Origin of the sequence: Candidatus Marifrigoribacter sp. Uisw_064 (genome assembly GCF_047730175.1) — a bacterium.
Classification (GTDB): domain Bacteria; phylum Bacteroidota; class Bacteroidia; order Flavobacteriales; family Flavobacteriaceae; genus Marifrigoribacter.
Window position 1 is genome coordinate 1,523,626 of the sequence record NZ_CP159833.1, and the last position, 25,061, is coordinate 1,548,686.

Below are 25,061 nucleotides of genomic sequence, written 5' to 3' on the forward strand. Positions count from 1 at the left end.
TAAAGTGTAAGCATATTGTATTTATTATTCTTTATTACGCTCTTCCATTTTTTTTCTAAATTTTCTTTTAAAGAAAAACATAAAAATAGCTACAATTCCAAAAAAAGCAAATAAATAAGATCGATATCTATCTTCTTCCCAATTAATAATTACAACATAAAGAGATAATGCTGCCATAAGAATATAGGCATATTCAAAAAGGCGGTATATTTTATTGCTCATCGGTTATTTCTTTTTTATCAATAATTTGTACTCCTTGATTTTTCCTTGAAATGAAAGTTTTAAAATCTTCACTTGAGTCGAATGTAGCTCCATCATTATAAGACCCATCATTAAACTCTATACGATAGGGTTGGTCTGTAAAAACCCATTGGTTTTTTTGGTCCCAATATAATTGTTCGGCATTTAATACTAAGCTATCACTTGTTAAGAGAACAACCTCGTCTCTTAAATCGACCATATTAGTGCCTTCATAACGAATGGCATACTTAGAAGTTATGGTTGTTTTTTCTTGTTTGTCGTTCCAAAAATAAACAGTGACTCCTTCGGGAAACTCTTGATAAGGAAATTCAAAATTTGAAAAGTCCCAAAGTACTGGTGCTAATAAATTGGTGACTACTTTCCCAGAATCTGTATATTTTAAATTAATGTTTTTGCCCATTGCAATAGGGGCTTCATCTTTTAAGTTTAATTTTTGAATATTTTTTTTATTTCCTTCACATGCAAAAAGCGTGATGGCAAATACTATTGCTATCACGCTTTTAAACATATAATTTGTTTTGTTCATTCTTATAAATTAGGAACCTTTACGCTTCCACCTATCCAACAGTTAAAGGTAATAGTTTTTCCTGCCATATCTTCACTAAAGATATCACTTTTTGTAGGAGCCCTTTGTCTATAGCTGCTTGATGCTGCTCTTGCATTTTTTGCAGTTGAAGCATCTACTCTTGCTGCTTTATCAGCCATTTGCATTGCTAACCAGTTTACGGCTCTTTTTTCGAAAACAGTAGTACCACAACCATTTGAGCTCTTCGCATACATTTGAGCTATTTTTAAATAACAAGTACCAAATGATGGTTTGTTATCTAAGGCTTTACGATAATAGCTTCTTGCTTTACCATACGCACCACTTTTTCTAAAGTTTTCAGCAATCTTATAATATACTTTGGCTTTATCACTAGGGTTTGTTTCTAACTCAGCTGATTGATTAAAGTAATTTAATGCATCACTATCTTTATCATCTTTTGTCGCTAAAATCCCTAAGTAATATGCAGATTTTGCAGAAGGTTCAAGCGTATGTAATTGTTGTACCATTTGATAAAACAATGGAGTTTCACAATCTTTAGAATTTAATCTACCTGCCGATTTCTTTAACCAAGACACATCATTTTTGTTTGCTTCAAAATCTCTTGTATATAATGGAATTAAGTTTGGACAATCTGCAATAATACCTAACTTACCATCGACACTACCTTTTACTGTACCGTATGCTATTAGGTTTTTTTCATATGCTTTCAATCTTTTTCCCTCTTTTGAAGTCAATTTTTCTCCAGATTCTTCTTTATCCAATAATTGAGTAAGTTTAGAAGCTAAGTCAATTTCTTCTTTCTCAATTTTTTCATAAACAATATCATATAGATTGAATACATCTTGAACATCTTTGTTACCAGCATCAAATAAACCTTTAGCTAATGAAAAATAAGTGTATAAACTTTTCGGACTTGTAAAAGTTTCTTCATCTAGTTTAAATGCTTCATCAAAACTATCGAATTGTTCTTGCTTCGTACCGATTTCATTATCATAATTTATTTGTGCAATTCTTGATAATGTTCTCCCTTTTTTAATCTTATTAGGGAAATATTGCATTTGATATTGGTAAGCTTTTATTAAATCTTTTACTTTAGATTGATCTCCTTCTTTAATATAATGTTTAAACATTCTTGCTGCATATTGATAGGTAGCAATACTATAAGAGGGACAGTTATTTACAACGTTTTCATAATGTGGAAGTGCTGCATCATAGTTTTTTGCTTTTGCAGGTTCAACAAATAAAGATAATGTAACAACACAGTCATTATTAGCTTGAGCAATAGCTTTACTTCCAAAGCTTAGCGCTATAAGAGTTACAAGTAAGATTGTTTTCATTTTCATTTTCATAATGTTTGTGTTAGTAGTTTTAATCATAATATCTTTTTTCAAACCATCTATCATTTAAAGATAGACTTATTATTGTGTTGAAAAAGTTTTCTTTGACTAATCCTTGGTTTTTAGTTCCTCGTTGTCCCAATTCAAATCCTAAATTTAGATTTGAGAATATTCGTCCAACTGGTAAACCAACTCCAAAAGATATGCCAAACTCGTTTATGTCTTCACCTCTTATGTTAATTCCTGTTTCTTCGTATCGAATTCCTGCTCGGTAAACTACTCTACTCCAGTAATTTCCAATAGAATTATAATTAGGAATATAATATCCTCCTATACCAAAATTTGATGCATCCGTGTAAGTTACATCGGCAATTGAGAAAGCACTGTTTGCAAAATTACTCGTTTTTATACCAGTATATTCAGCGCCAACAAACCAACTTTTAGACTTTCCTATACCTGCACCAATTGTAAATTGAGAAGGGTACTTTAAATTTGTGTCTTCTACAATAATCTCAAATTCATACGCTGTAAGATCAATTCCTAGATCATTCCTAATTACACTTGAAACTTGTTTGAAATTTTCAATTACAAAATCATTTTCAGGAGTAAATGTAGCAGATGTTGTTAATTCTAATTTTTCTGAAACCATTGTTTTATAAAACGCTCCAAATTTGAAACTGAATCCTAAAATATCTGATTTATTAACAATTTTAGTTCCGTATTGAAATTCATCTAATACATGATTGAAAGAGGTATTTTCAATATTTCCAAAGTTATAACTAGTTTCTACTCCAACACTTAATTTGGGGGTCACTTTATATCCAAGACTTAAAAAAGCCCTATTAAGTCCTCCGGTTCCTGTAAATTGTGTTGTAGTGCCTTCTGTGCTTGAATCTATTTGATATCCAACAGAAGTAAAAGGAATAAGCCCAAAGCTTGCTCCAAACTTACCCATCGGAATTCCAATAGCAATATAATCTAATGAGGTAGTCGATGTTCTTTGCTTTTCAGCATCTGTGTCCAGTGTTAAGTATCGATGACTTGCTCCAACTGAATAATTAATCAATTTTAAATCTGCAAGACCTGCTGGATTTTGTAGGTTTATATGAATACTGTCAGTTAAAACGCCTATACCACCCATAGCGCGATTTTCAGCTGTTCCTTTAAACTTTATTTCTCCAATTCCATAGAAAGAATAAGGTGAAGTAGTTCCTTCTTGAGCTAAAGAAATACCTGAAATAAAAATGATTAATACTACTAAAATACGTTTCAACATGAATCTTTATTATGTTCTAGAATATAATTTAATCCTTCTAACAAAAAATTAGAGTCCGCAAAGATGTCATTTTTTAAGCTATCTCGCAAAAAATCAGCGTCTCCTCCTGTTAAAATAACTGTTAAATTCTTGAATTTTTCAATGTATAGGGAAATAAAGCCCTCAATTTCATTTGTAACTCCCTTAACAACACCAATTTGTATCGATAATTTTGTAGAGTTACCAATCCACTTTTTTGGCTTTTCCTTATCTAAAAGAGGAAGCTTATCAGTAAAATTATGTAAAGCTTCATATCTCATATTAATTCCTGGAGAAATAGCTCCTCCAAGATATTTGTTGTCGTCTGATAAAAAATCATACGTTATACAACTACCAGCATCAATTACTAGTACATTTTCTTTAGGAAATTTAATTGCTGCGGCACTTATCAATGCAATACGATCGACTCCTAATGTTTTTGGAGTTGCATATTCGTTTTTAAATGGAACTTTAGCCTTCTGACTTAAAACAAAAACAGCATATTTTTTCTTTAACGCTGAAAAATCTTCTCGAGGAAAGTTGCCGACGGAAGAAATAATTACTTTTTGAATCGTAGGAAAAGCCTTTTCTAGTTCTTCAAGAACTTCTGAAAAATCATTAATATGGCAGCTTCTTTTTTCTTGAAGTACTTGATTCTCAAACAAAGCAAGCTTTACAAGCGTGTTTCCTACATCTATAATTAAGTTCATGAATTTATATAAAGGCTTAAAAATACAAATGAATATTTTAATGGTAAGTTAAAGATTCTTTAAACATTGAAAAAATAATTAAATTTTTTTTAAATTTATATTTTTTACAAAATAAAATAAGGCTATATTTGCCATCGCTTTTAAGCAGGTGCCTTAGCTCAGTTGGTAGAGCAATGGACTGAAAATCCATGTGTCCCTAGTTCGATTCTTGGAGGCACCACAGAAAAACCCTATAAACATTTGATTTATAGGGTTTTTTGTTTTTAGTGGATAACATTTGTGGATAACATTTTTCAAATTATTTGCAGATCACAATAAAAATATGTTTTTGACTATTCATTATGTTTTAGCATCTTAACATCTAATATCTTTATTATTCCTTTATTTATCCGATTACATATTTCTGTTAAGGGCTAATAACTTATGTTACTGGTTCGTATCCAGTATGACCCACCAAAAAAACCAGTAAATCCTTTATTTACGGGGTTTTTGGTATTTGGTGGTATTAAATTTACACTTTATTTATAAATTTAATTTTCTTCTACAATTATAATATCACCTTGTATTTGTTTTAAAATCTTTCGAAAATCTATATTTCATAAGCACCACTAATAATAAACTCTTGATGCAAGTTATGAACCCTAATATTAATTTTGTAAGCAGCTTCATTTTGAAACTCTCTTGTATTTAAACCTTTGATGATTTATTCGTGCTCAATGCGGAATCCGAATCCATTAACAATAGAAAGTATTTATAAACATTATTTAACTATAATTCACTTAATAATATTTAGCCCATAAAATTTTGCCATTATATTAAAATATACTTTTTAACACTGTGCTCTTCCCTCTTTAAAAAACCCTTAGATCCCCCTTTAATTATAATACATGGATCAAATGGTTGCGCTCCAATTAGCTTAGAAACTTATCCGAATTTATCAACTCAGTACCAAGTGTTTGCTATTGATGTTCTTGCTCAGCCTAACAAAAGTACTGCAACAAGACTAAGCATGAAAGATGATTCTTATGGGAAATGGATTAATGAAATAATACAATCACTAAATTTAAATAACGTAACACTTGTCGGATTTTCATTTGGAGGTTTAGTGATTTTGAAAACACTGATAAATAGTGAAGATAAAATCAAAGAAGTGTATCTAGCCTCTCCTGCTTACATCGTAAATGGAAACCCTTTAAAGGCTTTATTCAAAGTCTTTATTCCTATGAAGCGATATATGAAAACTAAAAAAATAAAATTTGTAGAGAAATTTCTAAGTGAAGTGTTTACGGATCGAGATGAATTTGCGATAAAGTACCTTTCTAAAGTTTTTTTACATTTTAATATGGACTTTACGCCTGTTCCTGTTATCAGTGAAGCAGAAGCAAAGGGAATTAAAACTCCAATAACTTTGATAGCAGCAAAAAATGATATTATGCTTCCTGGTGAGAAAATGCTTAAAAGAACTTCAAAAATATTTTCATCTATAAAAAAACCGTATTGCTTGAGAATTCTAAACATGTTCAGAACAAAACGGACAACTTAAAAATAGAAGAAATAATAATGAAATAAAAACGTGTTACAACACTGTATAAAATTTATGCTAACTTTAAAGAAAAATTTTAAAACCAAAACAACCAATTAATATTTGTACTAGGTTGAAAAACCTTCGGATTTTAAGCCGCATAAATCTTATACAAGACCGTTAGGCAAAATATATCAGACTTAATAGAATATGAATTTATTAAATAAACTTTACCAAATTTTTCTATCTGAATACGCCAAACAGCGGATTGAAAAAACAATACTATATGTTGCGTTATTTGGCTTTTTTATTCACTTAATTTTAATTTACTTATCAAATTTTGGTATAGTAAATTTGTCTTTAGAATCGGAATTATTTAAAAATCCGATATCGGCAATTTACACCCCATTCTCATTTATACTTGTTTATGAAGTTTACTTATTAATCTATTACTTACCAAAATCATTTACCACCTACATAACTAAACAGTATGAAATTATAACACTTATAATTATCCGAAAATTATTTAAAGATTTATCTGCTCTTGAACTGTCATCAGACTGGTTTGAAATAAAAGGAGATTTGCAATTTACCTATGATATCTTGGCTTCAGTTATTCTTTTCTATTTGATTTTTCAGTTTCAAAAACAAGGAATGCAAAAATCAACGCAACAAAAGAACAATAAATTAAAAATTGAAAGATTCATTCGTAGAAAGAAAATAATTGCCGTTGTTTTAGTTCCAATATTTTTTACAATGGCTTTGGTTACACTTTTTAATTGGACATCAGATATTTCCTTTACTTCAAACAAGTTGCCCAGTTTTGAAACGGTTAATAATTTATTCTTTGACGAATTTTTCACCGTTCTGATATTAGTGGATGTCGTTCTCCTGTTAATTTCCTTCTTTTACACAGATAAATTTCACAAAATAATAAGAAATTCTGGTTTTGTAGTTTCAACAATTTTAATCCGTATGTCATTCGGAGTAAGCGGGTTAATTAGTGCAATTTTAATTGTAGTAGCTGTCCTGTTTGGATTAGCAATAATAATAATCCATAATAAATATGAAAAAAATACTTTGCCTAACAACGTATAAAATTAATTGCTCGTTTTAGCCTATTTACTAAAGTCCTAGTGGACTTTCTATCTGTGATTTATTTGCTAAATTTAGTGATTAAAACACGTAACTAATCTTATACAAAGCCGTTGTAGTGCATTAACATGAAATACTACCTGCGATAACTTTTCACAATATCCCTAGAGTTTTTATTTAATTATTTGTTAATTTAGACAACAACCAAAAACAGAACATCTTTTAATGTATTATGATATTATTATAGTTGGCGGTGGACTAGCGGGATTGGCAAGTGCAATACATTTATCTAAAAAGGGACTGTCTGTACTTTTAATAGAAAAGAACGAATACCCCAAACATAAAGTTTGTGGTGAGTATATTTCTAATGAGGTATTACCTTATTTAAAAGCCTTAGATTTTAATCCATTCGACTTTGGTGCAAAAAACATAGTTAATTTTACATTAAGTACGCCCAGAAGCAGATCTATAAGCGCTAAATTACCTACTGGAGGTTTTAGCATTAGCCGCTATTGCATCGATTGGGAGTTGTCTAAAAAAGCAAAACATTATGGTGCTCAAATATTGCATATAAACGTTACTGACATTCAATTCAAAAACGATCAATTCCAGGTATTTACCAGTCAAGAAAAGCAATATACCTCAGAGTTTGTTATTGGATCTTTTGGAAAACGATCTAATCTGGATGTAAAAATGAAAAGAGATTTCACTAAAAAAGATGCTCCATTTTTAGGTGTGAAAGCACATTACAAAGGAACTTTTCCTGAAGATGCTGTTGGACTGCATAATTTTGTAGGCGGTTATTGTGGTATTTCCAAAGTAGAAACCAATCTAGTAAACATCTGTTATATTGCAGATTTTAAGTCATTTAAACAACACAAAAACATAGACGATTTTCAAATGAAAGTACTTAGTGAAAACAAGTATTTAAAAGAGGTTTTCGATACATATGAGTTAGCTTTCGAAAAACCATTAGCAATAAGTCAAGTTTCATTTTTGGAAAAAGAACCCGTAGAGAACCATATTCTAATGTGCGGTGACAGTGCAGGGATGATTCACCCATTAGCTGGAAATGGAATGAGTATGGCGATCAGAGCGGCTCAAATGGCTTCTGAGCAAATTCTAAAATTTAAATCTGGAGAAATAAACTCTAGAACAGAATTAGAAAACGAATACATCAAAATTTGGAACAAAGAGTTTAGCGTTAGACTAAAGTCGGGGCATATGATAGCAAGGGTATTCAGACTAGGATTATTTTCTGAATTGATTATGTTGTTTTTAAAGACATTTCCGTTTATATTGCCATATATCATTAAAAGAACACACGGTAAAATCATGAGAGCAGAACTATAATGTTTATAAATACAACAAATAGAAGCACCAAAATTGAGATTATGGATGACCTTGATATGAGCGGTGAAACTCTTATCAATTCACTGGATCAACTGGCCAATATAAATAAATGGTTGGGCGGTAACAAAACAACTATTGATTCGCTTAAGACTATATTAAAAACCAACCCCAAAGACAAAACGATTAGCATTGTAGACTTAGGTTGTGGAAATGGCGATATGCTGAGAAAAGTCGCCCATTTTGGCAGAAAAAATGGTTATAAATTCGAATTGTTAGGTATAGATGCAAATCAAGCCACTATTGATTATGCCATTCAATTATCGGCTAACTTCCCAGAAATAACTTACAAAAAAGAAGACGTTTTATCCAAAGAATTTGCAACTCACACCTACGATATTGCAATGTGTACTTTGTTTCTTCATCATTTTGAAGATCCTATTGCTTTAGACTTTATTCAAACCCTGCTTAAAAATGCCAAAATAGGTGTTGTCATTAATGATTTACATCGTCACTGGTTGGCCTACTACCTTTTCAAATTATTAACATCGGTTTTTGGTAACGAGATGACAAGAGAAGATGGTTTAACATCCATCTTAAAAGCATTTAAACGCCAAGATCTAGATCGGTTTTCAAAAAAAATAAATTTCAAAAGCACCATAACTTGGCGATGGGCATTTCGTTACCAATGGATAATTAACAAAACATGAGCGTAAAAATAACATCTGTAGCAATACAGCTACCCCCATATACAAGATCAACCGAAGAAATAATTCCTTTTCTTAAGGTTTGGCTATCTGGACAAGATGAACGGTACCAGCGTAAAGTTATTAAACTATTCGAAAATGCTGGAGTAGAAAGAAGGTACTCTATTATGGATGCTGAGGAAGTATTTCTAAAAACTTCATTTGAAGAAAAGAATGATATATATAAGCGTGAAACCATAAAACTGGCTGAGGGTGCTTTAACCAAAGCGTTAAATAAGGCCAGCCTTAATCCTACCGATATTGATTTTATTATTACTGTAAGTTGCACCGGAATTATGATTCCATCTGTAGATGCTTATCTCATAAATAAATTAGATATGAAACAGGATATTGTAAGACTTCCTGTTACTGAAATGGGCTGTGTGGCTGGAATTTCTGGTATGATATACGCCAACAATTTCCTTAAAGCGAATCCAAATAAACGAGCGGTTGTTATAGCGATAGAATCTCCTACTTCCACTTTTCAAATTGAGGATTTTTCTATGGTCAACATTGTAAGTGCTGCTATTTTTGGAGATGGATGTGCCTGTACCATACTTTCTTCTTATGAAGAAGAAGAAGGTCCCGAAATAATTGATGAAGCCATGTATCATTTTTACGATTCGGAACACATGATGGGATTTGAACTTAAAAATACAGGACTTCAAATGGTTTTGGATAAAGAAGTACCTGAAAAAATCGCTACTCATTTCCCTAAATTTGTACACCCTTTTTTAGAACGAAATAATTTATCTATTGAAGACGTTGATCATCTCATTTTCCATCCAGGAGGTAAAAAAATTGTACAAACTATAGAAGAACTATTTGGTTCTTTGGGAAAGAATATAGATATTACAAAAGCGGTATTGAAGGACTACGGAAACATGTCAAGTGCTACGGTACTTTACGTACTGGAAAGATTTATAAATCAAGGTGTTAAAAAAGGAGATATTGGACTAATGCTGAGCTTTGGACCAGGTTTTACAGCTCAAAGGTTACTACTGAAATGGTAAGAGAATTTGAAAATAAAAATGAGTGGGCTATCATACTTGGCGCTTCAAGTGGACTAGGCTTATCTACTGCTAAAAAACTCGCAAAAGAAGGCTTGAATTTATGCTTGATTTATCGGGCTCGAAAAAGCGATGTTGCGGCTATTGAATCAGAATTTGAAGCGATTGTTTCAAATAGTAAAGTAAAATTACTTCATTTCAATAAAGATGTGGTAAAATCGGAAAATAGAGAATCTATCCTTACCCAGTTAGAACAAAATTTGCAAGAAACTGGTAAAGTGAAATGCTTAGTTCATAGTATTGCCAAAGGAAATTTAAAACCCATGACTGCTGATGGAGCTAGGGAATTACAAAATGATGATTTTCACATTACGATGGAGAACATGGCCTTTAGTTTATACGATTGGACAAAGCATATTTTTAGTAAAAAAATATTCTCAAAAGATGCTCGCATCTTAAGTTTTACCAGCGAAGGAAATAAAAAAGCATGGCAAAATTATGCGGCCGTTTCTGCAGCTAAAGTTGCTTTAGAAGCTATCTCAAGAAACATTGCATTAGAATTTGCTCCACACGGAATTAAAGCAAATTGTATAGAGGCTGGAATTACAGACACTGCGTCTTTAAGAATGATTCCAGGAAATGAAAAACTAAAAGAATATACTATCCAACGAAATCCATTTAAAAGACTCACCACACCGGAAGATATTGCTAATGTGGTTTATCTATTAACCAAAGAAGAATCTAAATGGATTACAGGAGTAACAATTCCTGTTAACGGAGGAGAACATTTAAGTTAATATGGAATTCGAAGAAATAATAGCAAAACTCCCCTACCAAGATCCATTTCTTTTTGTGGATGAAATACTCGAGGTGGACGAAAACGGTATTACTGGTTCCTATACCTACGATGCTGGACACGACTTTTATAAAGGTCATTTTAAAAATAATCCTGTTACGCCTGGCGTTATTTTAACTGAAACCATGGCTCAGATTGGAGTGGTTTCATTTGGAATTTATCTTTTGAGTAAATCAGGAAATCCGTTAAATGAAATAAATATTGCTTTAACTTCTTCGGAAGTGGATTTCTTTAAGCCTATTTTCCCTGGGGAGAAGGTTATTGTAAAAAGTAAAAAAGAGTATTTTAGGTTCAATAAATTGAAATGTAAAGTGGAAATGTTTAACGAAGAAGGAGTGTTGGTTTGTAGAGGTAAAATAGCAGGCATGATATAATATTAATATGGATAAAAGAATTGTAATAACCGGTCTTGGTGTCGTTTCTCCCAATGGAGTTGGGTTAGACAATTTTACGAATGCCGTAAAAAACGGAACTTCTGGAATTGAATATCACGAAACTTTAAAAGAATTAGGCTTTTCTTGTTGTATCGGAGGTATTCCAAACGTTTCGGAAGAATTAAAACGAAACTATTTTACAGAACTTCAACTAAAAAACTTTAATAGCTCTGGTATACTTTATGGCTGTATGGCTGGAATGGATGCATGGAAAGATGCAGGTCTTTCGATAACGGACAACACCGACTTCGAAAGCGGAACCATATTCGGAGCAGGAACTTCTGGAGTTGAAAAATTTAGAGAAGCCATTTACAAGTTAGATGATAAAAAAGTAAGACGCTTAGGCAGTACGGTAGTCGCTCAAACAATGGCTAGTGGAGTTAGCGCCTACCTCGGTGGAATTTTAGGCTTAGGCAATCAAGTAACCACCAATTCATCGGCTTGCATTACTGGTACAGAAGCAATATTGATGGGATTCGATCGAATAAAAGCTGGACTTGCAAAACGAATGATTGTTGGTAGCACAAGCGATCATGGACCCTATCTATGGGGAGGATTTGATGCTCTTCGCGTTTTAACTTACAAACACAACGAATCTCCAGAAACAGGGTCTAGACCAATGAGTGCTTCTGCTTCTGGTTTTGTGCCTGGAAGTGGTGCTGGTGCAATGGTAATAGAATCATTGGAAAGTGCACTAGAACGAAACGCAACTATATATGCCGAAATATTAGGTGGTGAAGTAAATTCTGGAGGACAAAGAAATGAGGGTTCCATGACTGCACCTAACTCGGAAGCTGTTCAACGCTGCATTAAAAATGCCGTTGCCAATTCAAATATTGAAGCTAAAGATATTGATGCTATTAATGGGCATTTAACTGCTACCAGTAAAGATTTTACGGAAATAGACAACTGGTCTAAAGCCCTAAATTTAAAAGGAAATGATTTTCCCTATATCAATTCTTTAAAATCAATGGTCGGACATTGCTTATCTGCTTCGGGAGCTATAGAAAGTGTTGCAAGTGTTTTGCAGATACACCATAGTTTCATCTTCCCAAATATTAATTGCGAAGATGTAAACGAACAAATAGCCTCCTTAATTTCTGAAGACAGAATACCTCGAAATTTAATTGAAAAAGAAGTTAACATTGTAGCAAAAGCTAGTTTTGGTTTTGGTGATGTAAACGGATGTTTAATATTCAAAAAACTCCAACAATAATGAGTGATAAAAAAGAAATGATCAGCGAGTTAAAATCGATAGTTAAACCATACATTCAAGACGAAGAAGCTTATAACAATTTGGACGAGAACACTGATTTTATCAATGATTTGAAGATAAATTCCGCAAACCTGGTTGATGTTATTTTAGACATTGAAGACACGTATGATATTGAACTAGACAATGAGTCTATGGATAAAATGTTGAATGTAAAAGCTGCCTTAGAAGTAATAAATACTAAAATTTCTGAAAAATAATGGTCGGAAACGATATCATAGATATTAACGAAACAAGGCGCTCTTCTAATTGGGAAAGACCACGGTTTATGCAAAAGATCTTTACCATAAAAGAGCAGTCCATTATATCTATTTCTAATGATCCATTTACAACTGTTTGGCATTTATGGAGCATGAAAGAAAGTGCATACAAAGTATTTATCCAAGCTGGGGGCAATAGATTTTTTAACCCCACAAAAATTGAATGTAGTTTAGACTCTTCAAAAAATGGTCAAGTTAAGATTGACACAATAACTTTAAGAACAAATACATCAATTAACTCTAATTTCATTTTCAGTACTGCAACAATTAACAACCCTGATATAGATACTTGTATTTTCCAACTTACAGAAAACAACAGTAAACAACAAAGCAATTTCATTCATCAACAAGTATTGAATAACTTTGCAAAAAACAATTCTTTAAATTGTGCAGAACTACTAATACAAAAAACAAAAACAGGAGTTCCTACTCTTCATTACAAAAACAAACTTCTAGATAAATCAATTTCCATTACTCATCATGGAAAATATGCTGCTTATTCTATTCTAAAATCTAAAAACTAGTGGAAACAACAAACAACTCATAATAATAAAACCTATTTTATTATTATTAATAACAGCTTTGACTATAACGCTTAACGGCCAAATAATTATTGGCAAGTGGGAAACGTTTGACGATAAAACCAATGAAAAAAAAGCAATCGTTGAAATTTACAATAAGTACAATCTATATTTCGCTAAAATAATCGGGACCTTTATTGGTCCAAAAAATGCAACATGCCAAAATTGCAAAGGAACTAAAAAGGATAAACCAATAAAAATATTTCACTGACTCAAATTGAAAAGGAACAATCAATTTCTCTTACACCAAATTTAATAGTTACTCCTTTTTTAGTGTCACATCGAGATGAATATACTGAAACGGTTGGTTACAGAATTAAAGGACCTAATAAAACTGCATTATTCATACCAGATATTGACAAATGGAATAAGTGGGATAAAAGTATTGTAGAGGAAATTAAGAAAGTAGATTATGCCTTTTTAGATGCTACATTTTATAGTGGAAAAGAAATAAATAATCGCGATGTTTCTCAAATCCCACATCCTTTTATAATTGAAAGCCTTGAAATGTTTAAAACACTAGATTCTATAGAAAGAAAAAAAGTAATATTTATTCATTTCAACCATACAAACCCTGTAATTGACTTAAAAAATAATGAAGCTAAAAATGTTTTAGATCAAGGGTTTAATATTGGGAGAATTAATGAATTATATGATTTATAATTAATAACCACAATCTATATAAATTCCTAATACTATAATAATGTTATACTTAGTATACTAAGCGAAGTGCTCAATAAAACAGATTGGAGTGTATTAAACGTTCTTTTAGATAATCCAGAAGTAAGCAACAAAGAAATATCTGAAAAAGTATTCTTAAGCATTGACGGTATTGGCTCTTCACTAAGAAGAATGTATTCGTTTCTTAAGCTTAAAGAAACTAAATACAAAAAAGTATTACTTATAAAAAAAGCAATTGAAATTTCAAATAATAACGTATAATTTTTCAAGAAAGCCTTGAAGTCATTATATTCACACCTAAACGTGAATATTTTTAGATATAATTATTGCAGATTTGTAAAAAATAAAAAACTATGAAAAATATTTTTCTTGTGAGAAGAACAATACTAGTAAGTTTTATTATAGCACTTTTCACAAACTACAGCTTCGCACAATGCCCTGCAGGCCAAGTTGAAATTAGAGTAGATATTCTAACCGATAATTATGGTTTCGAAAACTATTGGACTTTATCCTATGAAAATGGGGATATCGTTATGCAAGGGGGTCAAGAAGGTGTTTATGAAAACTTTACCAACTACTCAGAAACAGTTTGTGTAGCTACTGAAAATAGTGTTGTTTTTGAAATATATGATGACTACGGAGATGGTATTTATGCGCCAGGTGGATATTGGCTGTATGTAGATGATTTTCTTGTTTCAAGCGGCTCTGATGATATTGGGTCTTATGCCACTTTCACCACAAATACTCCCTGTGAAACATCGGAAGCTTTAATTGATTTGCAAAATCACATAAACGGTATCGCGACCCTTACTGAACCAGAACTCCTTAATATTAGAGATATTCTCCAGGCACAACCTGAATGTCTTCGTAACGAATTGGTAATATTGCTTGCAAAAAGTGTAATCGAGGATTATGACAACCAAATAGGTCCGCTTTTCTCTACTCCTAATACCGTAAACGGCTTTTCAAAAGATCCGGTCGTCGATCCTGGCCTTGGAATGGAAAGGGCTATGGTTGCGCTTCAGCAAGGAATACTCGATGCGGCAATGACACCAGAGGGATATTTAGAATATCCAGAACATATTGATGGATGGGTATTCAACACCAGTCACACCTTTCCTGGACACGTAGATCCGCCAATAGATCCAACGGTTAGTCATTCTGTGCTTATCCGAGCAAATTTTGCAGATCCGGATGGAACCAATCCTTACTTCGACATCAACGGGGATAATACTAATCACGCTCTTAGACCAACTGGACTTTATCTTGCTCCTGGAAGTGTAGCTACCGTTACAGTTCCCAATAGCTTGGTGGGTCAAGATTATTACGTAAGAGTTGGTTCGCATGAATGGGATTTGACCAACAGAGACCAATTTAAGCGATTGGACAGAATCACGAAAAAATTTCCTATTAACGATACCACCATTGAGGTTTTCAATCCATTTGGTGGCGCCATCTCCATTCTTGTTCCCTACGGAGCGGATGTGGGGATTGTAGAGGTAAGTGTCACCAATGGCGTAGAGTGCCCTTTCTTTTCTTTGAAGTCGTTTTATGAAACACCTGACTTCAATGCTGAATTGAGCAAGCCCGGACCTTGGGCTGTCTTTGAAACTGACAATGTTATGTTCAGCATCTATTCAAATTCCATTGTGCCAGGTCAATATGACCTCATGCAAGCCCTGCTAGACTGGGATACGGCTTTACAGGGTGTCAATTCTATCATGGCTCGAGATATTGTTTCAGACAAGCACAATATGTATATGCTTCCTGATGTAAATATCAGAAGTTCGGCTTTTTCAATTGGTTATCCGATGTCAAATTCACCGCTGGAATGGTATCCCGCTGATTATCCTTTCTTTCTTAACGGACCAGGGCCAGATGATGAGGTAAACTTTCATGAATCTGGGCATGCCTTGGCAATGACCAAATTTCCGGGAGAAGTGGAAGCGTTGGTCAATTTTCCATACATCATGGCTATGAATTATGGCTTGAATGAAGAACTCAATGAAGCCGTGAAATATAGTTTTGTTCCTAATACTTTTGATATTGATAGAACAGCAACACACCGAATGGTGTCAAATACTTTTGGTGCGGAGCGGGATATTTCAAATACTACAAATGATGAAGTACGTTACCAACATAGAGGATACGGTCACTATTTTGAAATAGTAAATATATTAGACTGGTGCCCACTAAGAAATTTCTGGAAGCAAGAATACATCGACTTCGAAAACGGAATAGACCATGGTATTAATAACCAAGATATTGACAGTAGAATTCTCCGTATGTCTGCCGCTGCGCAAGTGGATTTACGTCCATTATTTCATGTTTTTGGAATTCTTCCACAAGACCCTGTCGCATTACAAGACGCATTGGATCAAATTGACATTGTCCCATCTCAAACCATTTACGATAGACTGCAAGATTATTTTGCCCTGATTCCTGTGGACAACTCTGCATTCGTTGCCTACGCCCTAATCGTATATCCAAATCTATTCACAGATGGACCTACCGCAACTCCTGATTACGGTGTAGGATGGCACTACCAAAAATCACTGACTTACGATACCGCCGAAGCACAGCAAAGAATCGACATCCTTCAGGACATTATTGAACTGTATTATCCAAATGGTGCACCTTCAAATGAAACTACAGATGTTTGTTGCTTGCTGGATACGATGAACATCACCATGGTAGGTGGAGAGGTTATAGTAACAGGAGGCGTAGAACCATATGACATTTCAATCGAGATAACTGGTAATGTTCAGACGGTAACTGTAATTGATTTCGATGGCTGTGAAGCCACTGCTGAATTTCCAATCCTTGGTATATCAGAGGAGCTTCTGCAAGGGATATTAATTTACCCCAATCCTGCTTCGACAGAAATCCATATTGATGTGACAGATCATAGTTTTCAAATAGAAACGCTACAAATGATTGCGATAAATGGTCAGGTAATTAAACAGTATCAAAAAGCGGATCGTATACTAGATGTAAATGGACTAAGCAACGGTATTTACATACTGAAAATTGAATTGGCTGATGGTGCACAAATGAATAAACGAGTTATTGTTTTGAGATAGAAATAGCCAATGGAACTAGAGCTGCATAGAACACTGCGTATAATTCATTACTAATTCTAGCTTACTTGCGAAAGTCCTCGCGGACTTTCAATCCGTGATTTATTTGCTAACTTTAGTTCCTAAACCACACAACGAAATCATACACAAATATGTTGTCTTTTTATAGGTCAGCAAATTTTCAGCTTATAAATGTAGTCGTTTTAATCAAAAAAAACTGAATTATTACTAAAGTACAAAATGGAATTAATACGGAATTTAGTGCGTGTCAGATTACTGTCATATCTTTGTCATACATGTGACTTACTGCTTACAATATAAAGGAGAAGTTAATATTTAGATTTGCATAAAACTTAAAACACTAAGAATATGAATTCTAACACAACTAACTTAAGAGATATAAAAAAAATGAGATTAGAGCGTCATTGGTCGCAAGAACAATTGGCGGAAATGAGCGGTTTAAGCATAAGAACTATTCAACGAATAGAAAATGGAGAAAATGCTGGTTTAGAATCATTGAAATCTTTAGCATCTGTTTTTGAAACTAATATTGCTGATTCTGATAAGAAAGAAGAAGTAGAACAAATTAGAAAAGAAGAAGAATATGTTCAAAATGTAAAAGGATTTTATAAAATTCTTGTACTAGCTATATTTAGTTTGGTTACGTTTTTTATTATTGCAATTTTTGAATCAGATTCAGAAGGTTGGTTTCTCTTTCTTTACATGTTAATTTTTTGGGCAATTTTTCTAGGAGTTTATTCTCTTAATTATTTTGATTTCTTTGGAGAAAAATGGAAAAGAAAAATAATTGACAGAAAATTCAAAAAGGAATAGTACTTTTAATTACATTCAACGAATTACAGAACTTGTCAAAAGCACTAAAGACAACGCCGTATATAATTTATTGCTTGCTTCTCGCCTTCTTACGAAAATCATCGCGGATTTTCTATTCGGCTTTTATTTGCTAAAACACGCCACTAATCATACACAAAACCGTTATGGGCAAGAAAAAAACTAGATAGGTCATTACAAGCAATCTGTCTTTTGGTAGCAACTAATAACTTATCGCATTATAAAATAAGCCCTTAAGCGTATTGCACACTCAACACTATTTCGTTTATTTACAAGAATTCGGAAGCCGCATTACGGGACGGCCTCCACAAATAATTATTCATTAACAAACCACTTTATCATGAAATTAGTTTATATTTTTTTTCTATGTATGTGTTTCCAAGTACAAGCGCAAGACTGGGTACAAGTAACTTCTTTACCTAATGCTTTTAATGAAACTCATCACTCTTTTGCATTTAGTTTTGACGACATGGGCTACATTGTCGCTGGTAATTCGGATTTCGGAGTACGAGATGATTTTTATCAGTACAACCCTGTAACCGATTCTTGGACAGAGCTTACCCCTTTTCCCGGTGAGGCTCGTGGTTTTGCGATTGGTGATACTTGGGATGGGAAAGCATACTTTGGGTTTGGAAATAATGGCACATCACGATTAAATGATTTATGGGTGTTTGACCCTTCGAATATGAGTTGGACAGAATTGGCCTCTTGCCCGTGTGCAGAAAGAACGCACCCGGCTATGATAGCGCATAACGGGAAAGTATTTGTAGGTTTAGGAAGTAGTTCATCAGGGAATATGAATGATTGGTGGGAGTATGATATTGCATTAAATACTTGGTCTCAAAAAGATGATTTACCTTCACTACAGAGACATCATCCGTATCAATTTGGCATTGGCGATTACGTTTATACGGGATTAGGACATGGGAACGGTATCTTTAATGATTGGTTTCGTTATGACATTGCTGGGGAAGCTTGGACTCAAGTAGCAACATTACCAGCAGAAGGGCGAGTGGCTGGGACACAATTTTCCTATGATGGCTTAGGCTATGTGCTAAGTGGTGACGGAGAAAACCACGGTTCTATGAATACTGGGGAATTTTGGGCTTATGACCCTGTTACAAATACATGGGATGAATTGCCTCCTCACCCTGAGGGATCTCGTTGGGCTCCTGCTTCTTTCATCATTGATGGAGAGGTTTATGTTATAAATGGCACTAGTTTTTCAGAATTTGTAACAGAGATTTATAAATTTGATTTGAATTCGGTTTTATCGACTCATGAATTAACAAATTCAACTATTAATATTTATCCAAATCCGGCAATAGATATTATCAACATTGATGTTCCAGGAAACCTAAATTACGATGCTAATATTTACGACTTAAATGGAAGAGTAATTATCAGTACAACAAATAAGTCTGTAATTGAAATTCAAACCTTACCTCTTGGTATTTATCTTATTGAAATCAAAGACTTAGGCTCTGGCCAAAAAGTAATTGACAAAATAATAAAAGGAAAATAAAATCCCAGCCCATAACAATTTATAAAAGTAATAGCGGTTTGGTTTTATCCAAACCGTTTTTGCATTTAATTAGGTATATTGTTGTCCGAAAAGCAATTGCATTTTAATCCGCTACTACTCATACACAAACACGTTACCCACAATTATGACTTGTACTGAAAAAAGGCTAAGTATAAAGCCTTAATCAAAGCAAAAGAGAAATCTAATGGATTTGCTTCTTTAACAACTATAACACATTGTTTTGGTCTTAAACGTGATGCCTATTATAAGTATAAAAATAGAGCAGACAAGCGTAAAGAAATAGAACAGCAAATTATAAACATAGTAAAGAAAAGACGTAACTCCCTTCCAGGAGAAGGTCTACTAAAACTAAGTATCAAAAAATAATTGAGCGTCATGAGTTTTCAGAAGCACTCGAAATAAACAAAAGTAATATTGCCAAAAACCCTGAAATATACGCACAAAGACAAGCTCTTGTGGAGCATCTTTTTGGCACTATGAAAAGATAATGGGGTTTTGACCATATCATGACAAAGAAAACCATAAAGAGAGCCTCTGCAGATGTTGGCTTTATTTTCATAGCCTATAATCTGAAAAGAATTATGAATATCATTGGGTTAGAAAAATTAATAGAGATAATGGCTCGTTTTTCTATTGTTTTCACCCTCAAAAGAGCTACTTATAAGCTTCTAGAGCCAAAAATATCTTGGCTTACATATATTTCCCGTCAAACCCAAAATATTGCTATTATTACATTAAATTTGATATACAAAAAATTAAATGTCGGTTTTTAGACAAACTGCCGTTATATGCAAGCAAAAATAAGAAAATGAATAGAATACATCATATAGAAAATGAGATTTCAGAATTAAGAAATCAGTTACAGAATCATAAACTTTATGAAAATTTAAAGACCATAGATGACATTAGAGTTTTTATGGAGAATCACGTATTTGCTGTTTGGGACTTTATGTCACTTTTAAAATCCCTTCAAATAGAATTGACAAATGTTCAAATTCCTTGGATTCCATCTAAAAACCCAACTCTTTCTAGATTCATAAATGAAATCGTACACGGAGAAGAAAGTGACATCAATGAATTAGGAGAACCTAAAAGTCATTTTGAAATGTATTTGGATGCAATGACTCAAGCCAATGGAAAAACAAACGAGATTAATAATTTCATAAAACTTATTGAATCTGGAAAATCAATTGAATATTCATTAAGCGAAATCAATATAGATAAAAGAGTAGCTGATTTTGTGAAATTTTCTTTTTCAATTATTGAAACTAGCAAAGCTCACCTTATAGCTTCTGCTTTCACATTTGGACGAGAAGATGTTATCCCAGATATGTTTATTGAAATTCTGAAATCTACTGATTCGGAAAATACAGCATACAACAAGTTGACATATTACCTTGAAAGACATATAGAATTAGATGGGGATGAGCACGGACCACTATCTCTTAAGATGATTTCAGAACTATGCGGTAATGACGATCAAAAATGGAGTGATACGTTAACAGTCGCAAAACAATCATTGGTCAAGAGAATTGGCCTTTGGGATGCAATTAATGATATAATACAAAAACTAAAACCAGCATATAACATGGTGTAAAAGGTATTAAAACGACCTTCTATACAGACCGTTGTGAGCAATACGAGAAAAACCGAGAGAGTGAAAGAAAGGTTTCTGAATTTAATGAAAAAATACTCGGACAACGAAAATTATAACTTAGAGTGTTGGAACGAAATTGATAATAATTATTCATCAAAATATCGTCACTACCATAATCTTGAGCATTTAGAAAATATGTTTATAGAATTGGATAAAGTCAAATCCAAAGTTGAGAATTTAGATACATTATTATTTGCAATTTATTATCACGACATAATATATAAGGCAACCAAAATCAACAATGAACACCGAAGTGCTTTAACATTTACATCAGGAATATCTACAGTTTGAGCTTGAGTTAAAAGGTAAATAATAAAAAAGTAATTAAGTAAATTTTTTTCATAATGTCTTTAATTAGTGTGTGAAAGTATTAAACTAATACTTAATTTAACCCCTCAACCTCAAACACTTCCCCAACATTTTGATTTAAAATACGATTTCCAATTCGATAACGCACCAATCGAAGGGTTGGAAACCCAACAGCTGCGGTCATTTTGCGTACCTGTCTAAATTTTCCTTCCCTAACTGTAATCGAAACCCAACTTTTGGGGCCATGTCGTTCATCTCTAACATGACGGTCTTCAATTGGGAGAAAAGTAGGTGCTTCAATTTTTGATGCTTTGCAAGGCTTGGTCCTATATTTTTGACCACTAAATCCTATTTCGACTCCTTCTTGTAATTGTTGTATCGCTTCCTCAGTAATAAGTCCACCAACTTGAACGTAGTATTCCTTTTCAAATTTAGCACTCAATACTTCATAACTTACTTTTCCGTCTGTAGTAAGAAACAATAATCCTTCAGAATCCCTATCCAATCTACCAATTGACATAGTTCCTTCAGGAAAATTGTATAATTCACCTAATAACTTGTTGCGCTTTTTCTTTTTTCCATTGACAATAAACTGACTTAAATAGCCGTGTGGTTTATGAAGTATAAAATGGCGATGTATTTTTTCTTGAGTCAAACTATTCTTCTTTCTTTAGCTTTTTCACCAACTTTCCTACGGTTAAACCTTGAACTATGATAGAGAAAACAACAATAACATAGGTGATCACCAAAAATAAATCACGATGCATTTCTTGAGTTAACCCTAAAGCTAATGCAATTGAAATACCTCCTCTTAGTCCTCCCCATGTCATGATAAGAGTGGTATTTGGAACAAAATTTAATTTCTTTTTGAAAATATTTACAGGAATTAGTAAAGAGATATAACGGCAAATAAGCACTAATGGAATTGATATCACCCCAGCGATTATATAACTAGTTTCAAAAGTAAGCACTAGAAGTTCCATTCCTATTAATACAAATAGTATTGTATTTAATAGAATGTCGATTAACTCCCAAAATTTATCTACATAGCTTTCAGTAATTTTAGACATTGCAGAATTACGGACGGTATCTTTACCTACAATTAGACCTGTAGTTACCACTGCTAAAGGTGCGGATAAATGCAGTTTTTGAGCAATGACTGTACCTAACATAACAGCAGCTAAAGTTATGATAACCTCTATGTCATAGTCATCTATAGATCGCATGAGTCGGTAGGTTACCCAACCTAAGATCGCTCCTAACACTATTCCACCAATAACTTCTTGCCCAAATAATTGTGCAACTTCAATTGCTGTAACATTATCACTTCCAAGTTTTGCAATTTGGTAAATAGTTAAAAAGACAACAACACCCACACCATCGTTAAAAAGAGATTCTCCAACTATTTTTGTTTCTAGTTTTTTAGGAACCCCTGCTTGTTTTAGAATGCCTAAAACTGCAATAGGATCTGTTGGAGATATTAATGCACCAAATAATAAACAATAAATAAATGATACCTCTAGGCCTACAGTTGGTAATAGATAAAAAGTGACAATCCCAACTAAAAATGTTGAGGTTAACACACCTAAAGTTGAAAATAGAAACACAGGCCACCGTTGTACTTTTAATTGTTCAAAATTGGTGTGTAAGGCTCCTGCAAAGAGCAAGAAACTCAACATAACATCTAGTAAAACAGTTTCAAAATTTATCTGACTTATAATATATTTTTCAGCATTTAATAAGGTGGAATCAAAATAACTCAGTACAAATACAGCTAGAGTAAATAAAATAGTGATTAACATTAACCCTATGGTATTCGGAAGTTTTAATACACGAACATTTAAATATCCGAATAGTGCAGATAAAACGACAAGAACTGTAATAATAAAAAAGTAATCCATAAATTTTGTTTGAAAAAGGCTAAGATAAAGGATACTTATAAATTTGATTTACTTAGTTTTTTTATTTTATTAAATTTACATTATAACTAACCAGCTTCATTATGAGAATAGTACTATTTTTTTTCTTGTTTCAGAATTTTTTCAGTTTTAAAAAAATGAAGACTTGAATTGCAATGGAAGTCTTTTTACAGGAGTAATACAATAAACTTTGGTAAGCAAATTTTCTTTAAAGAGACTAATAGTTATATTTACCATCTAAGAAAAATATACGATTATGGCAGATAATACTTATTACGATCCAAAAGATCTTCGGAAATTTGGGAATATATCCGAATGGAGTGAAGAATTAGGAACCAAATTTTTCGATTACTACGGAAAAGTATTTGAAGAAGGCGCATTAACTGCGCGAGAAAAATCCTTAATTGCACTTGCTGTTTCTCATGTAGTTAAATGTCCTTATTGTATCGATGCTTATACCAAAGATGGTTTACAAAGAGGAGTTACTAAAGAAGAAATGATGGAGGCTGTCCATGTTGGAGCTGCTATCGAAAGTGGAGCAACCCTAGTTCATGGAGTGCAAATGATGAATAAATATAATAAATTAAGTATGTAAGATGGCATTAGCTATAACGACCATATATTTTACATCAAATTAATAGAAGGTGATTACTTTATAAAGATTTATTTAAACTGAATGGCAACGAAGTCCCTAAAAAAACAAAATAGCGAATTAGCAAATACAGAAAGACAACTTGAAATTCTTTCTAACGGTATATTTGGAAACAATGAATTACCAAAGTTTGCAACAAAAATAAAAGAGTCAAATCAATTTCCATTACGTCCTAAAAAACTAGAAATTCTTCAACTTAACTTGGGGTATATGTGCAATCAAGTTTGTGAACATTGTCATGTAGATGCAGGTCCGGATCGTAAAGAAATAATGACCAAAGAGACCATGTTACAATGTCTTGAGGTGATTAAAAACACCCAAGCTACAACCTTAGATCTTACTGGAGGTGCTCCAGAGATGAATCCAAATTTTAGATGGTTTGTTGAAGAAGCCTGTAAAGCTGGAATTAAAGAGATTATTGTACGTTCTAATCTAACCATTATTCGTGCAAATAAAAAGTATTATGATTTACCTGAATTCTTTAAAAAACACAATATTCATGTGGTGAGTTCTATGCCGCATTGGACACGTGGAAAAACAGACAAGCAACGAGGAGATGGTGTTTTTGATAAATCTATAAAAGCATTACAAGATTTAAATGCTTTAGGGTATGGAATGCCAGAAAGTTCTTTAAAACTCGATTTGGTTTATAATCCGAGTGGTGCATTTTTACCAGGAGACCAAGTGAGTATGGAAAAAGACTTTAAAAAAGCACTATTAGAAGATTTTGATATTCAATTTCATAATTTATTTTCAATTACAAACCTGCCAATATCTCGTTTTTTAGATTATTTAATTGCTTCTGAAAACTATGAAGATTACATGTATCAATTAGTTGAAGCATATAATCCAGCTGCTGTAGAAAATGTAATGTGTACCAATACGATTTCAATAAGTTGGGATGGCTGGCTGTTCGATTGCGATTTTAATCAGATGTTAGGGTTAAAAGTTGCAAGTAAAGTAAAACATATATCTAATTATAACGAAGAAGTATTAAATGACCGAGATATTATGATCTCACAACATTGTTATGGATGTACTGCTGGTGCAGGGAGTAGTTGTCAAGGATCTGTTGCTTAATCTTATCTA

The 25,061-nt window shown here is 32.9% G+C and carries 25 protein-coding genes and 1 tRNA gene; 19 read left to right on the forward strand and 7 right to left on the reverse strand.

The window, feature by feature from the left end; translation table 11 throughout:
* Positions 1–24 precede the first annotated feature (24 nt).
* From ABXT64_RS06880 to ABXT64_RS06900, 5 genes are read right to left on the reverse strand one after another with little or no spacing between them, the layout of a single operon-like run.
* Positions 25–222, reverse strand: a complete 198-nt coding sequence (locus tag ABXT64_RS06880) for a hypothetical protein (protein ID WP_443632198.1) — start codon at positions 220–222, stop codon at positions 25–27.
* Positions 212–769 (reverse strand): LPS export ABC transporter periplasmic protein LptC, encoded by a 558-nt coding sequence (lptC, locus tag ABXT64_RS06885; RefSeq protein ID WP_443632199.1) that lies wholly within the window; start codon positions 767–769, stop codon positions 212–214. Before lptC ends, ABXT64_RS06880 begins: the two co-directional genes overlap by 11 nt.
* Positions 770–789: 20 nt before the next feature.
* Positions 790–2,184: a hypothetical protein gene (locus ABXT64_RS06890; RefSeq protein ID WP_443632200.1), complete on the reverse strand. Its 1,395-nt coding sequence runs from the start codon at positions 2,182–2,184 to the stop codon at positions 790–792.
* On the reverse strand, positions 2,177–3,421 hold the full coding sequence (locus tag ABXT64_RS06895; protein WP_443632201.1) for a hypothetical protein: 1,245 nt from the start codon (positions 3,419–3,421) through the stop codon (positions 2,177–2,179). The genes ABXT64_RS06890 and ABXT64_RS06895 overlap by 8 nt, the downstream gene beginning before the upstream one ends.
* Positions 3,415–4,149 carry a type III pantothenate kinase gene (locus ABXT64_RS06900; protein ID WP_443632202.1) on the reverse strand — a complete coding sequence of 245 codons (735 nt, stop codon included), beginning with the start codon at positions 4,147–4,149 and terminating at the stop codon, positions 3,415–3,417. Before ABXT64_RS06900 ends, ABXT64_RS06895 begins: the two co-directional genes overlap by 7 nt.
* A gap of 147 nt (positions 4,150–4,296) precedes the next feature.
* On the opposite strand from ABXT64_RS06900, the gene ABXT64_RS06905 reads away from it, so the two are divergent.
* The 17 genes from ABXT64_RS06905 to ABXT64_RS06985 all read left to right on the forward strand — a co-directional run bounded on the left by ABXT64_RS06905 (position 4,297) and on the right by ABXT64_RS06985 (position 21,032).
* Positions 4,297–4,369, forward strand: a tRNA-Phe gene (locus ABXT64_RS06905).
* 690 nt (positions 4,370–5,059) lie between these two features.
* Positions 5,060–5,692, forward strand: coding sequence for an alpha/beta fold hydrolase (locus tag ABXT64_RS06910; RefSeq protein ID WP_443634932.1), 633 nt, complete (start codon positions 5,060–5,062; stop codon positions 5,690–5,692).
* Between the two features lie 189 nt (positions 5,693–5,881).
* Complete coding sequence (locus ABXT64_RS06915) at positions 5,882–6,769, forward strand: hypothetical protein (protein ID WP_443632203.1); 888 nt, start codon at positions 5,882–5,884, stop codon at positions 6,767–6,769.
* A gap of 222 nt (positions 6,770–6,991) precedes the next feature.
* Entirely contained in the window at positions 6,992–8,119 is a 1,128-nt protein-coding gene (locus ABXT64_RS06920) for an NAD(P)/FAD-dependent oxidoreductase (RefSeq protein WP_443632204.1), read from the forward strand.
* Positions 8,120–8,160: 41 nt separating this feature from the next.
* A complete protein-coding gene (locus ABXT64_RS06925) occupies positions 8,161–8,826 on the forward strand; it encodes a methyltransferase domain-containing protein (RefSeq protein ID WP_443632205.1) in 666 nt (221 codons plus the stop codon).
* Positions 8,823–9,875, forward strand: a complete 1,053-nt coding sequence (locus tag ABXT64_RS06930) for a type III polyketide synthase (protein ID WP_443632206.1) — start codon at positions 8,823–8,825, stop codon at positions 9,873–9,875. The genes ABXT64_RS06925 and ABXT64_RS06930 overlap by 4 nt, the downstream gene beginning before the upstream one ends.
* Positions 9,869–10,669, forward strand: a complete 801-nt coding sequence (locus ABXT64_RS06935) for an SDR family oxidoreductase (protein WP_443632207.1) — start codon at positions 9,869–9,871, stop codon at positions 10,667–10,669. The genes ABXT64_RS06930 and ABXT64_RS06935 overlap by 7 nt, the downstream gene beginning before the upstream one ends.
* Before the next feature lies 1 nt (position 10,670).
* Positions 10,671–11,102, forward strand: coding sequence for a 3-hydroxyacyl-ACP dehydratase FabZ family protein (locus tag ABXT64_RS06940; RefSeq protein WP_443632208.1), 432 nt, complete (start codon positions 10,671–10,673; stop codon positions 11,100–11,102).
* Between the two features lie 7 nt (positions 11,103–11,109).
* Positions 11,110–12,378 (forward strand): beta-ketoacyl-[acyl-carrier-protein] synthase family protein, encoded by a 1,269-nt coding sequence (locus ABXT64_RS06945; RefSeq protein ID WP_443632209.1) that lies wholly within the window; start codon positions 11,110–11,112, stop codon positions 12,376–12,378.
* 17 nt (positions 12,379–12,395) lie between these two features.
* Positions 12,396–12,635 (forward strand): acyl carrier protein, encoded by a 240-nt coding sequence (locus tag ABXT64_RS06950; RefSeq protein ID WP_443632210.1) that lies wholly within the window; start codon positions 12,396–12,398, stop codon positions 12,633–12,635.
* Positions 12,635–13,219: a 4'-phosphopantetheinyl transferase family protein gene (locus tag ABXT64_RS06955; protein WP_443632211.1), complete on the forward strand. Its 585-nt coding sequence runs from the start codon at positions 12,635–12,637 to the stop codon at positions 13,217–13,219. The genes ABXT64_RS06950 and ABXT64_RS06955 overlap by 1 nt, the downstream gene beginning before the upstream one ends.
* 264 nt (positions 13,220–13,483) lie before the next feature.
* Complete coding sequence (locus ABXT64_RS06960) at positions 13,484–13,939, forward strand: MBL fold metallo-hydrolase (RefSeq protein WP_443634933.1); 456 nt, start codon at positions 13,484–13,486, stop codon at positions 13,937–13,939.
* A gap of 66 nt (positions 13,940–14,005) precedes the next feature.
* Positions 14,006–14,218, forward strand: a complete 213-nt coding sequence (locus ABXT64_RS06965; protein ID WP_443632212.1) for a winged helix-turn-helix domain-containing protein — start codon at positions 14,006–14,008, stop codon at positions 14,216–14,218.
* 92 nt (positions 14,219–14,310) lie between these two features.
* Entirely contained in the window at positions 14,311–17,040 is a 2,730-nt protein-coding gene (locus ABXT64_RS06970; RefSeq protein ID WP_443632213.1) for a M60 family peptidase N-terminal accessory domain-containing protein, read from the forward strand.
* A 366-nt stretch (positions 17,041–17,406) separates the two neighbouring features.
* Positions 17,407–17,871, forward strand: coding sequence for a helix-turn-helix domain-containing protein (locus ABXT64_RS06975; RefSeq protein WP_443632214.1), 465 nt, complete (start codon positions 17,407–17,409; stop codon positions 17,869–17,871).
* 358 nt (positions 17,872–18,229) lie between these two features.
* Positions 18,230–19,414 (forward strand): Kelch repeat-containing protein, encoded by a 1,185-nt coding sequence (locus ABXT64_RS06980; RefSeq protein WP_443632215.1) that lies wholly within the window; start codon positions 18,230–18,232, stop codon positions 19,412–19,414.
* An 829-nt stretch (positions 19,415–20,243) separates the two neighbouring features.
* Positions 20,244–21,032, forward strand: coding sequence for a DUF3050 domain-containing protein (locus ABXT64_RS06985; protein WP_443632216.1), 789 nt, complete (start codon positions 20,244–20,246; stop codon positions 21,030–21,032).
* A 442-nt stretch (positions 21,033–21,474) separates the two neighbouring features.
* On the opposite strand, the gene ABXT64_RS06990 is transcribed toward ABXT64_RS06985, so the two are convergent.
* Positions 21,475–22,041 (reverse strand): pseudouridine synthase, encoded by a 567-nt coding sequence (locus tag ABXT64_RS06990; protein ID WP_443634935.1) that lies wholly within the window; start codon positions 22,039–22,041, stop codon positions 21,475–21,477.
* A gap of 16 nt (positions 22,042–22,057) precedes the next feature.
* The gene (locus ABXT64_RS06995; RefSeq protein ID WP_443632217.1) at positions 22,058–23,302 is read right to left on the reverse strand and encodes a cation:proton antiporter; all 1,245 of its coding nucleotides are present in this window, start codon (positions 23,300–23,302) and stop codon (positions 22,058–22,060) included.
* Positions 23,303–23,576: 274 nt separating this feature from the next.
* Between ABXT64_RS06995 and ABXT64_RS07000 the strand changes: the two genes are divergently transcribed.
* Together ABXT64_RS07000 and arsS are read left to right on the forward strand one after the other, a co-directional pair.
* On the forward strand, positions 23,577–23,915 hold the full coding sequence (locus ABXT64_RS07000) for an arsenosugar biosynthesis-associated peroxidase-like protein (RefSeq protein WP_443632218.1): 339 nt from the start codon (positions 23,577–23,579) through the stop codon (positions 23,913–23,915).
* An 81-nt stretch (positions 23,916–23,996) separates the two neighbouring features.
* The gene (arsS, locus tag ABXT64_RS07005) at positions 23,997–25,052 is read left to right on the forward strand and encodes an arsenosugar biosynthesis radical SAM (seleno)protein ArsS (RefSeq protein WP_443632219.1); all 1,056 of its coding nucleotides are present in this window, start codon (positions 23,997–23,999) and stop codon (positions 25,050–25,052) included.
* The last annotated feature ends 9 nt before the right edge of the window (positions 25,053–25,061 follow it).